8 protein-coding genes are annotated in these 13,819 nt (G+C 53.6%); 6 read left to right on the forward strand and 2 right to left on the reverse strand.

The window, feature by feature from the left end; all coding sequences use genetic code 11:
• Positions 1-9 precede the first annotated feature (9 nt).
• Both DTL42_RS03055 and DTL42_RS03060 read left to right on the forward strand, forming a co-directional pair.
• Positions 10-2,982: a PVC-type heme-binding CxxCH protein gene (locus DTL42_RS03055; protein WP_158545206.1), complete on the forward strand. Its 2,973-nt coding sequence runs from the start codon at positions 10-12 to the stop codon at positions 2,980-2,982.
• A 49-nt stretch (positions 2,983-3,031) separates the two neighbouring features.
• Complete coding sequence (locus DTL42_RS03060) at positions 3,032-4,408, forward strand: hypothetical protein (RefSeq protein WP_114367211.1); 1,377 nt, start codon at positions 3,032-3,034, stop codon at positions 4,406-4,408.
• A 71-nt stretch (positions 4,409-4,479) separates the two neighbouring features.
• Here the strand turns inward: DTL42_RS03060 and DTL42_RS03065 are convergent, their stop codons facing one another.
• Complete coding sequence (locus tag DTL42_RS03065; protein ID WP_158545207.1) at positions 4,480-7,764, reverse strand: DEAD/DEAH box helicase; 3,285 nt, start codon at positions 7,762-7,764, stop codon at positions 4,480-4,482.
• 147 nt (positions 7,765-7,911) lie between these two features.
• Complete coding sequence (locus tag DTL42_RS03070; RefSeq protein ID WP_114367213.1) at positions 7,912-8,949, reverse strand: galactitol-1-phosphate 5-dehydrogenase; 1,038 nt, start codon at positions 8,947-8,949, stop codon at positions 7,912-7,914.
• 339 nt (positions 8,950-9,288) lie between these two features.
• Between DTL42_RS03070 and DTL42_RS03075 the strand changes: the two genes are divergently transcribed.
• From DTL42_RS03075 to DTL42_RS03090, 4 genes are all read left to right on the forward strand, one after another.
• On the forward strand, positions 9,289-9,825 hold the full coding sequence (locus tag DTL42_RS03075) for an RNA polymerase sigma factor (protein ID WP_158545208.1): 537 nt from the start codon (positions 9,289-9,291) through the stop codon (positions 9,823-9,825).
• Positions 9,795-10,397: a hypothetical protein gene (locus DTL42_RS03080; RefSeq protein ID WP_114367215.1), complete on the forward strand. Its 603-nt coding sequence runs from the start codon at positions 9,795-9,797 to the stop codon at positions 10,395-10,397. Before DTL42_RS03075 ends, DTL42_RS03080 begins: the two co-directional genes overlap by 31 nt.
• Positions 10,398-10,460: 63 nt before the next feature.
• The gene (locus tag DTL42_RS03085; RefSeq protein ID WP_114367216.1) at positions 10,461-11,966 is read left to right on the forward strand and encodes a hypothetical protein; all 1,506 of its coding nucleotides are present in this window, start codon (positions 10,461-10,463) and stop codon (positions 11,964-11,966) included.
• A gap of 110 nt (positions 11,967-12,076) precedes the next feature.
• Positions 12,077-13,708: a DUF1559 domain-containing protein gene (locus DTL42_RS03090; protein ID WP_114367217.1), complete on the forward strand. Its 1,632-nt coding sequence runs from the start codon at positions 12,077-12,079 to the stop codon at positions 13,706-13,708.
• Positions 13,709-13,819: the final 111 nt, after the last annotated feature.

Here is a 13,819-nt window from a genome sequence, read left to right on the forward strand (position 1 = left end):
GTATCGTTCGTGATCGCATCTGGTTTTCGATCTTTGCCACTCGTTGGCATTCTCGGTTGCTTGTGGACCGCTTGTCTCGGGTTTGCTGAGGAACATGATTACGCCGATCAGTTAAAGCCGGTTCCTGGCCTCTCGGCGAACAAAGCTCTAGAGACCTTCACGCTAGCCCCCGGCTTTCGTCTGGAACTGGCCGCGTCGGAGCCCAACGTTGCCGACCCTGTCGCAATGGCCTTCGATGCCGACGGGCGGATGTTTGTCATCGAAATGCGTGGTTATTCCGAAGACGATGGTCTTTCGCTGGGACGTGTTCGCCTGCTGGAAGACGCCGACAACGACGGCATCTACGAAAAGAGCACCATCTTCGCAGACGGCTTCTCTTGGCCCACGGCGATCACTTGCACGCAAGGAGGCGTTCTTGTCGGTGCGGCTCCAGACATCTTTTTCCTGAAAGATACCAATGGCGATGGCCAAGCGGATGAAAAACGGGTCGTCTTTACCGGCTTCGGCAAAACGAACGTACAAGGCCTGATGAACACGTTTCAATGGGGGCCGGATAATCGCATTCATGGGGTAACTAGCTCTAGCGGCGCGAACGCGCAAAGAGTGGTCGACGGCCAGCCCAGCGGAACCCCTCTTTCGCTGCGAGGACGCGACTTTGCCATCGATCCGTTGACCATGCACCTCCAAGCGATCAGTGGCGGCGGCCAGCACGGCATGAGTTTTAACGACTGGGGCGAGAAGTTCACCTGCAGCAACAGCGATCACTTGCAACAGGTCGTCTACGAAGACGCTTATTTGGCACGCAACCCTTACGTTTCGGCCCCCAGCCCACGTCTTAGCATTGCCGCCGATGGTGCCCAGGCCGAGGTCTACCGGACCAGCCCTGTCGAAGCATGGCGTGTCATTCGGACAAAGCTTCGCGCGGCGAAGATTGTTCCTGGCATTGTCGAAGGGGGTGGACGCCCGGCTGGTTACTTTACCGGAGCCACCGGCGTGACCATTTACCGGGGCGACAGTTGGCCGACAAAGTACAACGGCTATGCCCTTGTTGGCGATGCCGGCGGTAACCTCGTTCACCGCAAGAAGCTCGAAGACGACGGCATTCTTTATCGTGGTGTGCGTGTCGACGAGAAGAGCGAATTCCTCTCGTCCAGCGATATCTGGTTTCGCCCCGTGCAATATGCCAACGCTCCAGATGGCTCGCTTTACGTGGCCGATATGTATCGCGAGGTAATCGAACACCCCCAATCACTGCCAGAGATGATCAAGAAACATCTCGACCTGACCAGCGGTCGCGACATGGGCCGGATCTACCGCGTGGTCGGCAGCGATTTTCAGCGCAAGCCTATCCCCCATCTTTCACAGTTGAAGACAACCGAACTGGTTCCTCTGCTCGATTCACCCAATGTTTGGCAGCGGGAAACGGCGGCTCGGTTGTTATACGAGCGGCAAGATCTTGCGGCTGTACCGGCGCTCGAAACGTTGCTTACCCAAGCTCAAACTCCGCCAGGAACCATTACGGCCCTGCACGCCCTGGCAGGCTTGAACCAGCTAACTGTCGCGCATTTGCTGCCAGCTTTGGCAGATCAAAATCCGCATGTTCGCCGGCATGCGGTTCAGTTGTCGGAACCGCTGCTGGCCAGTTCCGCCGAGCTACGTAAGAACGTGACTTCCTTAACCGCCGACGAAAGCCCCAAAGTTCGCTTTCAACTTGCATTCACCGCCGGCTATCTTCCGGCTGCTGAACGCACTCAAACGTTAGCAAAGTTGGCAGAGGTGGATGGAAGCGATCCGTACTTTCAAGCTGCGATCCAAAGCTCGGTCAATGAAGGATCGGGCCTCTTGTTAGCCGAGTTGACCTCGACAACCGAAGAGAACTCAGCCCAGGTCCAACCGCTAATCATTCAACTTGCTACGCAGATTGGCAAACAACAAAGCAAGGCCGACATTGCCGCCTTATTACAACTTTTACCCGCACTGCAAAAATCGAAACCAAGTGCGTTTGAGAAGATTGTGCGTTCGCTGAACTTGGCTCCCGATAGCCGAATGGCCCAGCAATTGGCCGCCGCTACCGGAGGCCAATCTGCTCAGGTTTTTGGTCAAATGGTTGCTGACGCAGTGGCGGTGCTCGAAGACAAAGAAGCGAGCTTAAAAGCCAAGGTCGACGCCGTAAAAGTCTTACGTTACGGCAAGTTCGATCGCGAGCGGTTCGAAGAACTATTGGCTCCGACTGCTCCTTTAGAAATCCAACGGCAAGCGATCGTCGTGTTGGGTAGCTTCGATTCGCCTGAGATCGCTACCCTGCTGGTGAAGAAGTGGCCCGAACTCAGTCCGCAACTACGCCCGACGGCACTCGACAATCTCGTCACACGTGAGGCCTGGCGGACGACGTTGCTCCAAGCGATCGAGTCTAGTGAAATTCCCAAGGCCGATTTAAGCGCCGAGCAGATCGCCCAGTTAACCTCGCTGCTAACGGCCAGCCAAGCCAAGCAATACGCCAGCCTCTTTCAAAAATCGTCGCACACCGAACGTGACGCGTTGATTAACGATTACCAGCAAGCACTTACCATGAAAGGGGACTCGGCCAAAGGGAAAATCGTGTTCGAGAAAAACTGTGCGGCTTGCCATCAACTCGACGGCTTAGGACACGCGATTGGTCCGAACCTGGCCGCGATGAAAAATCGTGGGCCGGACGCCATCTTGACGAACGTGCTCAACCCCAATGCCGAGGTCAACCCGCAGTTCATGAACTACATCTGTCAAACGGCAAATGGAAGGGGCGTTTCAGGCATGATTGCCAGCGAGACCTCTAACAGTATCACCTTTATCAAAGGTGACAACAAAACCGAAACGGTCTTGCGGATCGATATCGACCAGATGCGCAGCACCGGTGTCTCGCTCATGCCGGAAGGCCTGGAGAAGACCATCGATAAACAGGCCATGGCCGACCTGCTTTCCTACTTGATGCAAGATCGTAACTAGTCCACGCCTCACTTCCCTTTCTCTTTCTTACCTATCAGGGAAAAACACCATGAATTGCGTAACCTCTTTGCGTGCCTGCTTAGCGGTGACGGTGCTTGCTGTCACTTTATTTTCAGCCAATACGTTACCAGCCGAACCGCTGAAACTTAGTACGTTTGCCGTCGATGCCTCGCCACCGGTCGGCAGCCCTTTGGCTTACGATATGACTAAGGGCATCCAGGAACCCCTCACGCTCAAAGGCGTAATTCTTCAAGGCGATCAAACCGTCGTGCTGTGCGCGCTCGATTGGATCGGGGTGGCCAACGGTTCTCAAGATGTTTTCAAAGAAGCCATTGCCGAGGCGGTTGGCACCAAGCCAGAACTGATCATGCTGCATACGCTCCATCAACACGACGCGCCCGAGGCGGATGCCACCACGCACGAGGTTTTGGCAGAATTCAACCTGCCGGCAGAAAAACGATACGACCAGAAGTTTGTGGCCGACGTCGTTGCTCGGACAGCTGCGGCGGCGAAGCAGGCAACAAGCTCGTGGCAAACGGTCACCCATATCGGGCTGGGCGAAGGAGTGATCGAAAAGGTTGCCTCCAACCGTCGTATTCTGGGGGAAGATGGCAAAGTAAAGTACACGCGTTACACCGCCACTACGGACCCTGTCATTCGAGCCCAACCGACCGGCACCATCGATCCGATGTGCAAGTCGATTAGCTTTTACAATGAAGACAAACCTCTGGCCGTCATGACCTACTACGCGACCCATCCGCAAAGCTATTATCGCACCGGCATGGCCAATCCAGATTTCCCAGGCATGGCCCGCAATAGCCGCCAAGAGAAAACCAACGTCTTCCATATTCACTTCAATGGGGCTGGGGGCAACATTGGGGCTGGCAAGTGGAACGATGGGGCGCATGAGAATCGCCAGGTGTTGGCCGATCGCGTGGAAAGCGGCATGACGTTGGCTTTCAACGCGACCGAAAAGTTCCCGATCAGCAGTAGCGATATGGAAATGACTTCCGTGGAAGTGCAGCTCCCCCCTGCCCTGCACTTGGTCCAAGAGAACTTACTGACCACGCTCAAAGATAGCAATTCCTCAGAACAAGCTCGCTGGCAAGCCGCCCGAGAACTGGTTTGGCTGCGTCGCTGTGAAGCAGGCGATACGATCGCACTTTCCTGTTTGAAACTTGGTAAGGCACGCATCATTCACATGCCAGGCGAGTTGTTCGTCGAATATCAACTGGCTGCCCAGAAAATGCGGCCTGACTTGTTCGTCGCCATGGCCGCCTACGGTGATTACTCCCCTGGCTATATCGGCACCGAAATCGCTTACTCGCAAGGTGGCTACGAAACAAGCCAAGCCGCCACCCGCGTTTCCAGCCGAGTCGAACAAGTGTTGATGGCCGGCATCCAGAAATTGCTACAGAATCAATAAAAGACCGAGGCGAGTCCCTTACTTGCATTTGCCCCTCGCATGGCCTTGGGGCGAATGCAAACGTACCCTCTCTAGGACAAAATCGCCTGCAGATCTTCTGCCGTAAGGCTTTTCAGCAACGAGCTATCCGCCGAAATAATCGCCTCGGCGAGAGTGCTTTTCTTCGCTTGTAACTCGAGTATCTTTTCTTCTACCGTATTCTTAGCGATCAAGCGATAAGCAAAGACAGGCTTGGTTTGACCAATGCGATGGGCCCGGTCAATCGCCTGGGCTTCCACGGCAGGGTTCCACCAAGGATCAAGCAGAAACACGAAGTCAGCCGCCGTTAAGTTAAGCCCGGTTCCGCCAGCTTTGAGACTAATCAGAAATACCGAGCAACTCGCCTCGTTCTGAAACTGCTCGACCCGCGCCTGGCGATCGCGTGTTTTTCCGTCAAGATATTGATACGTGATTGCAGCTTTGTCGAGCTTTCGCCGAACGATATCGAGCATCGTGGTGAACTGCGAAAACACCAAGGCTTTGTGCCCTTCTTGCACCACCTCGTCTAACTGCTCCAACAGCAAATCGAGCTTGGCGGATGTTTTCTCTTTGTGCGCGGGATCGATTAAGCCTGGATGGCACGCGGCCTGTCGGAGTCGTAGCAGCGCTTCCAGAACGTGAATTTTCGCTTTGGCGAGTCCCGTTTCCGCAATTCGTTGGTTGAGTGCCAGACGATAGTGCTCGCGGAGTTGATCGTATTGTTTCTGCTGTGCCGCAGGCAGTTCACAGTAGAGTCGCTGCTCTGCTTTCTCGGGAAGTTGCGGCAACACCTGGGCTTTGGTTCTCCGAAGGAGAAACGGTGCGATCCCTTGCCGCAACGATTCGATCTTCTGTTGATCGATCTCGGTATTCTTCGCAATCAAATCCTTAAACGCATGACTACTACCTAGTAGCCCGGGGTTTAGGAATTCAAACAGGGACCATAATTCGCCCAAATGGTTTTCGATCGGTGTTCCAGACAACGCCAAGCGATGCCGGGCCTGAAGCAAGCGGCTGGCCTTGGCAGTTTGCGAAGACGCATTTTTGATGGCTTGAGCTTCATCTAAAATAGCATAGTCCCATAAGGTATTACTAAGACGTTCGAAGTCCTTTCGTAACGTGCCGTAGGTGGTAAGCACCAAATCGTATTCGGTCAGATCGGGAAACTGCTTCTTGCGATCGGTGCCGGTATACTCGGCGACTTGCAAACGTGGCGCGAACCGCTCGGCTTCCTGCCGCCAGTTGTGAATAATACTGTTGGGCGCAACCACTAGCGAAGGACGTTTATCCGCTTCTTTGGGTTGACGTTGATTTCGGCTAGCCAGCAATGCCAAGACTTGCACCGTTTTTCCCAGGCCCATGTCGTCGGCCAAGCAACCACCGAGGCTGAATTTCTCTAAAAATCGCAACCATCCCAAGCCTTCCTGCTGATACTCGCGCAGTTCCCCTTGAAAGGCTTTCGGAGGCTTCACCGGTTTTACTCCGGTAAACGATTGCAAACGTTTCCGTTGTTCGGCGAAACGACGGTCTACGGTAATCGTTTGATTTTCTCCGAGGTTCGATAACATCGCGTCCAGCAACAAAGCTTGGCTCGATTGAAAACGCAAAGCGTCTCCCTCGGACTTGCCAGCGAAGCCCTCCAAGCTCTGGTACTTATCGAGCCACTTTTGCGGTAAGATCCCCTGCGTTCCGTCCCCCAAACGTATCAGCCCCTCCCCTTTTTCCAGGGCGGTTAGCAAATCTGGCAGCGAGGCCGAAATTCCCTCGAAATCGACTTCTCCTTCCAAGTCGAACCAGTCAATATTCGATTTCACTCGTAACGAGAGTTGACTGGCTTTTCGGACACGCGTTCCTTTCGCATGCACTTCCCAGCCCTCGTCGACTAAGGTAGCAACAACTGGCTCTAGATTGGCAATTGGAAACTGAACATCTCCTGGCTCGGAATTCCCTGTATAAGACTCCTCTTTGGGCATCATGCCCAGCCTCATCAGGCGTTCCAAGAGCACTCCCTCGGCAGCTTCATTCGCGCACAAGACTTGCCCCGCCTCGGCATCGAACCAAGCCCGCTTCCCTCCATTGATTTTTAATTCCTCATTGTCGTAGAGAAAGGAAACACTCGCGTTGAGATGTCGGGAGGAGCGGTAGCGATACGTAGTTGAAGGGGGATGAATTACGATCTTCCCTTGCGGAGTCCCCGGCATTCCAGGCACCGCCAGGGAAGCGTCCCCGGTCACTTCGACCTTCTCACCTTTGCGCCACAATTCCTGGATTAATCCTTGCCGATCGGCATACGGAATGGTTAGCGATTCCTTCTCTAGCAAGATATCCAACCAGCGCGTGTCACGCGGATAAGTAAACCGCCCAAGTTCACTCCCCACTAAGGCAAGCCCTGTGGCGTAGAACCGCAATCCGTCTGAGACCGGGCGGACCTCTTCCCCACGCGCCAATTGTCCCCGCAGTTCCCACTGCTGGTTCTCGTCGTCCCGCTCAGCGTGAAGCTGAAACCGCCACGGTTCTCCCTCGTTCCAAGCGATCGTGTGAGGTTCAGAGAACTCTGGGTGGTCTTCCATGGAAAAATAGAATCGCTCTGTTTCCGCAAGCGCTGGCAAGACGTTGTCGTAAAGTTCCACATTCAATTGAACTTGCGTGGATCGATTTTTAATATACCGATCGGAGTAGTGGAAATAGTCTGACTCGTCGTCCACCACATGGTTGCCCAGCAAAATCGCTAATAACGAGCGATCTTCGGCGTTCGAGATCTCTGGAAAAAGAGGATCATCAACAAAGTACGGCTTACTCGCTCCCCAGTTACCATCCTTCTTGCGATCTCGTCGGCGAAGCTCAATCACGGGTACCGGCAAGCCAATGTCGAGCACCAAATGAAATAGCAATTGCCCGGACTGCTGCACTTGCCAGTGAGTCTTTTCCAGTCGATCGATATCGTCAAAATGTTCCTTGTAATGTTCCAACTGTTTCTTCCACGAGAGGCTACGAGTGGTTTTTGACTTTGTCGTTCTCTTGGGTTTAGGCGGCTGTTCTGGCAACTGCGATTGGTCAAAACCAAAGCCCATGCTATCGGCAAACAGCAATGCGGCCCAAATGTGTTTACACAGTTCCCCTTTCACAAAATAGGGGCAAGAACACTCTAAACCGTCCGTACCACTTTCGCTCCAATCGAGCAAAACGCCATAGGCTTCTGCCTGAGAACCTTCGACAGAAAAAGAAGCCCAATTCTTCTCGACGTGGGTGAGTTTTACCGCTTTATCGGCGAAGTACTCTTCGCCACGAAAGCGAACCGCGGGACTGAATTCCTTTCGATATCGATCTTCCAAGCCCACCAGAAACTCCGTTTCTTCGCTTAACCTGCTCAAATGAAAATAGCCAAATCGACTTACTAGGCCCACAAGCCGTTCTACCAAACATCAAAACCCAACCAGCTTGGAAACTGGTTGGGTTCGGTAGAGTTTCTTCGCCCCAGCAACACGTTAGCGCGTCGGGTCGAGGATGACCTTCATCGCTCCTGGCTCGCCGCCGTAGAGACGGGCAAACCATTCGACGCCTTCTTCTAGCGACGCCGTGGCAGTAATCATGTCGTCGACTTTAATCGCTTCGCTGGCCAATAGATCGATGCAGGCCGGGTACTCGCCGCTGGAAGCACAGGTTCCGTAAACCGAGAGTTCACGCGTTACGATTGCTTGCAGTGGCATTTCCACGCTGGGGGCCAAGTTGCCAACCAGGGTAATCGAACCACCTTTCCGCACACTCTCGATCGCCGTTTTGATGGTGGCGGTTGCTCCCACCACTTCCAAGGCGACATCGGCCCCACGACCTCCGGTCAGCTTTTTGACCTCAGCCGGAACGTCGACTTCATCTGCTTTCAGGGTGTAGTCTGCCCCGAGAGCTTTGGCCTTTTCCAATCGACCAGCGTCCAGGTCGACAGCAATCACATGGGCACAACCGGCCAGCTTGATGGCTTGAATCGCCAACAAGCCAATCATACCACTGCCGACCACCACCGCCGTATCCCCTAGCGAAACCGGCGTGCGGTTGGCAGCATGCACGGCGACCGAAACGGCTTCGATCATCGCGGCCCGTTCAAAGGGAAGATCTTTGGGAAGCTTGTAGCAGATATGCTGCGGAACTGAAACATACTCGGCGAACGCCCCATGCCGACGATATTCGCCGCACGAAACGCCCAGTACCATCCGGTTATCGCACAAATTGATGTGCCCTTTGCGGCAGTAGAAACATTCGCCGCACGAGACCGTCGAATCGAACGTCACGTGGTCGCCTGCTTCCAGGCCCTTCACGTTGCTGCCAACTTCAGCAACCACGCCGGCAGCTTCGTGCCCCATGACTAGCGGTGGAATGCGGCGACCGGTGCTACCGTCGTAACCATGGATATCACTGCCGCAAATCCCACAGGCCCGGACTTGAACCAGGATATCGTTCGGGCCAATCTCTGGTTTATCGAAATCGGTAATGCTTAGTTCTTTGTACTTGGTAAGCAGCAGTGCTTTCATCGTTTCTATTTCTGGCAAAGGGGTGCAGTCGCGGGGCAACGACTTGAAATATTGAGAGATGCGTTCATTTTACGAAACCAGCAGAGGGTCCGTAAACCGCCGATCATACCCGATTGATTGCCGTATTGACGATGAGATACCGCATGCTCTTCATGAGAATTTTTGCTCCTTTCCGAGGCTCTTCCCAGATTACGCAGCGGAAATAAGCCCGCGGCGTGGCAAGGCTTTTTCTGGGGAACCATGGCTTGGTAATTTGGCGAATTCGAGATTTTGTGGTCATTTTCTGGGAAAATGTCTCGATGGTGGCATCTCTACCATAAACCTCGTCGGAGCAGCAACTTGTCGGATGTACCCAGTCAGCAATCAGGAAGGCCAGTGGGAATTGCCCGCGAGCTTGCGCAATTGCTGGATCGGTATTCCGGACCATTGGTGCTTTATGCCCGCCAGCTTTGCTCCGATCCGGAAGACGCTGTACAGATTGCCTTTGTCAAACTAGCCCAGCAGCAGCCAATCCCCAAAGATCGTGCCGCTTGGCTGTATCGCGTGGTTCGGAACGAGGCGTTAATGCAAAGCCGGAGTGATCGGCGACGGCGAGATCGCGAACAGGTCTTTGCTCAAACAAGGTCGCTCTGGTTCGAGCCGAACGCGTCCGCCAGCTTAGACGGTTTGGCTGCGTCCGAAGCCTTAAAGCAACTAACCCAATCGCAGCGTGAAATTGTTATCGCACGGATCTGGGGAGGGTTGGCTTTTCGAGAGATTGCCCAATTATTGGCCATATCCCAATCATCGGCCCATCGAGAATACCAGCAGGCGATTGAAAGCTTGCAACGAGAATTGAACGAACCATGTCCGAATCAAACCAACCAGCAGACTTAGGCCCTTTTGAAGCTCGCTTAGCCGAGTTGTTGCCTCATGCACTCGAGGTCAACCGGGACGATGTCTTGTTCGAGGCCGGTCGCCAAGCGGCCAACCGCGACCACAAGCGGGCCTTGCGTAAGTGGCATGCTCTCTGCAGCGTGTTAGTCTGCTTTGTAATCGGGCAATGGGCTTGGCTGCCACGTACTGCAGAACCTTGGGGACAAACCGCTCCGATTGCGGAACATACCCCCACAGATCAAACGCCAGAAACGCTTCCGACTCAGCCGCAGCCACCAATCGCTGAGCCCCAAAGCCCTTCGCTGGCCCATGCCCAAGTGGTTCCTCAGGCCGAACCAATTCGTAGAGACACCGCTACTTCCTCAGAGAAACCATTTTCGATCTGGGGGCAACTATTCGCGACCTCCCATCCTCCTTTAGCTTGGCAACGGCAGCTTTCCGCCGGTTCCTCGCGAAAGGGAAGTTTGCCCATGCCCACGCTGATGCCACAAGGCGGGGCTCTTCCTTCTCACCTAGAAACGCCCCTCAAGACAATGCGGCGCGAGTGGGCTACGGAAGCCATCAACCAATAATAACCAGAGTCGTCCTTAGCCACGTCTCTGTCTCATCGAACTTTTTCACAAGGACGAATCACGATGATTCTGCGCAATTACGTCAAACCAAGCTGGTACTTACCAGCGTTGGTCGTAGCTTGGGCCGTTGGTCTCCTTTCACCAGTCACTCAGGCACAACTTCTCGACGATGGCCAAGACAAGCCAGCACCACAAAACGAGACGCTGAAATTTGAAATCAGCCCCAAGTCGCCCCAGCCACCGATCATGAAGTATCGGTTGCTCCCCTCGCATATTGACCTGCAGCCAGGCAACGCGGCCCCACTGTATCACCGTGCAATTTTGCTGACCAGTCAAATGACTGGGAACATTAAGAATCACCAGGAATACTGGACCAAAATCGATCAATGGCGAAAGGATCCTTTAAATGAATTACCGCTTGAAGAAGTTGAAAAGGTCATCGCCCAACATGATTTGGCGTTGCAAGAGGCAACGTACGCCGCCCGGCGAGAGTATTGCGATTGGAGCCTCCCGATGCGGGAGCAAGGAACCAATATCTTCGGCATTCTCTTGCCCGAAGTTCAAGAGATGCGGACGCTCGCCCGCTTGCTTTCGCTACGCATTCGTTTGCGCATCGCCCAAGGTCGCCTAGACGAAGCGATGCACGATCTTCAAACGGGCTATGCCATGGCTCGTCACGTGGGGAATCGTGACTTTCTGGTAAATGCCCTCATCGGAATCACGATTTCTGAAATGATGCATCAACAGTTATTAGAGGCTATCTCTCAGGAATCGACCCCGAATCTTTATTGGTCAATCGTCAACATCCCTACCCCGCTGATCGACATCCGGAACGCCCTAGATGTGGAACGAGATAGCTTCCTGATTATCTATCCTGAATTGCAAGAAGCCACCCAGGACATTGGCGACCGAGCTTACTGGGATCAGAAATTGCTTGATGTCATGAAGCGAACCGATAACCTGAGAATCGGTCAAACGATCTCGTCTAATGACTTCTTTCTATCCAATGAAGATTTAGAACTCTGGGGACTACGCCTGGCAGTTTTCAGCCAAGTCCCTCGCGTCAAACAGGAACTCGTCTCCGAGATGGGCTACGACAAAGAAGCCGTCGCCGCGATGCCCAGCAGTAGGGCCCTGCTGCTTTACACACGGAATAACTTCGAGCGAGTACGAGATCAGTTGTTTGCCCCCCTTGGCCTGCCTTATTACCAGTCTCAAAAATTCGATTCTGAAAACAAATTGTTTTCATCTCCTTTAGTAACCGGTGATCCGCTGGGTATTGCTGCCCTCATTCTCCCTTCCGTTCAGCAAAGCACAAATTATGCCACAAGAAACCAATGCTGGCCGAACATGCTGCAAATCACGGAAGCGATTCGTGACTATGCTGCCACTCATGGCAGTCTTCCTGAATCTCTCGACCAGCTCGCAACCCTTCCGATTCCGATGAATCCTTATACCAATCAACCATTCCTCTACTCGCGGAATAAGGACAACCCTTTGCAAGCCACCCTTGAGGAAGCGAACTCGCATTATCCGCTTCGCTTTGAAATGAGCCTGCGTCAACCCTGACGAAAGCTGCCCTGCCAAACCACAAGGGGCGACCATGAATAGAACGTCTGAGCAGTTTTAGATTGGCATGCCAGACATATTAATAAATCTTCCACCTCAGGAACTTAATCATGCGACTACGAACGGTATCCCTTTGCTGGATTCTCAGCGTGCTAGTTCTCTCTGCCCCGGTGATGGCAGAAGAAAACGTCGGCACCGAGTTCATTCCCCCACATTCGGCCGTGGCGATCTTGGCCAAACCCCAAGCCATTTACGGCAGCCCTTTGCTGCAAATGGTTCCTTGGGAAGTCTTGAATGTCAAAACCGAGGAAATTGCCGGCCTCCCGATTCAAGCGATCGATTCGGTGTTGGCTATCGCTTCTCCGCCTGGGGTTAATGGCAAACCCAGCTTGGGGATTGTGGTGAAGCTAAACCACGGCATCACGCCCGAAAAACTACTTGCTCCGATTCAAGAGCGCTGGCCCTTCACCGAAGCGACCTGGCCAGGGACGCAGCAAAAGTACCTGCAGGGCTCCCCCGAATTGATGTTTGACATCTATCCGGTCGACGACAATACCTACCTTCTGGCGATGCCGGAAACCCTTAAAGCGATGCTGGCCCAAAAAGAGCAACCTCAAACAAGCCCTTTGGCCACGCTTGTGCAAACGTCGAGCGAACAAGGCGAAGTTCAGGCTTTTCTGATCATGGAGCCGCTTCGCGATATGCTTGAGTTCTTGGTCGCGGATCCAAATCTACAGAAGTTCCCCGGGCTTAAAGAACTCCCCAGTCACCTCCAGTCGGCCCACTTGATTGGCAATCTTGATATGGAAAAGGGAGGCCTGACTTTAAAGCTCACCACCGAAAGTCCCGCCCAAGCAGAACAACTGCAAAAGATTGTGAGCAAGCTGCTGGACCTAGGAGTTGAACGAGCCATTCAAATGGGCCAGCCTCCCAAAACCAACGAAGTAGAGGAGAACGCGTTTCGTCAGTATGTGACCAGAATCTGCAACACTTTGCGTGCGGCCATTGAGCCAGAGGTCGAAGGCAACCAAGTTATCTTAACGACGGTTGGCAAGCCAGGTACTTCCCCCCAGGTGATGGTTGCCAGTGGCACGGCAGTTCTTGTTCCCCTGATCGCCTCGGCCCAGCAGCAAGCGTTTCGTTCTGGCTCGGTGAATAATATGAAACAAATTATCCTCGCGATGCATAACTATCACGAAACCTACGGCCACATGCCGGCCAATAGCTACGATAAAGAGGGAAAGCCGCTTCTCTCGTGGCGGGTGCATCTTTTGCCGTTTGTTGAACAAGCAGCCCTCTACGATCAATTTCACCTCGACGAGCCATGGGATAGCGAGCACAATCGCAAACTCGCAGAGATGATTCCTGACCCTTACTTGTCCCCTTCCAGCAAAAACGAGCTAGGGCCTCAAGCCAAGACTCGCTATCTGAAGCCGCTAGGAGAAGGGTTTCCTGCTAGTGCGAAAAAGAACTTACGGTTTCAAGACCTCACCGATGGCGCCTCGAACACAATCGCCATCGTGGAAGTCCCCCCTAGTGATGCCGTACTTTGGACTCGACCGGACGACTTTCATCCGAATATGGATTCCTTGCTCGAATCGTTCACGCCAGGCGAAACGGCGGGAATTATCGCCGCTCTATACGATGGCAGCGTCCATTCCATGCTCAAAAAAGATCTGACAGACCAAATCCTGAAAGTTCTTTTGACCCATCAAGGTGGTGAGCCGAACAAATACTACTGATCTACGGGCATGAAACCGTCGCCGAGGAGCGTTTCCGTACTCCTCGGCGACGGTCTCTTTTCAACGGCTCTCCGTTCCCATATTGTGCCGAAGATTCGCAGCGGGATAATT

This window comes from Bremerella cremea (assembly GCF_003335505.1).
Classification (GTDB): domain Bacteria; phylum Planctomycetota; class Planctomycetia; order Pirellulales; family Pirellulaceae; genus Bremerella; species Bremerella cremea_A.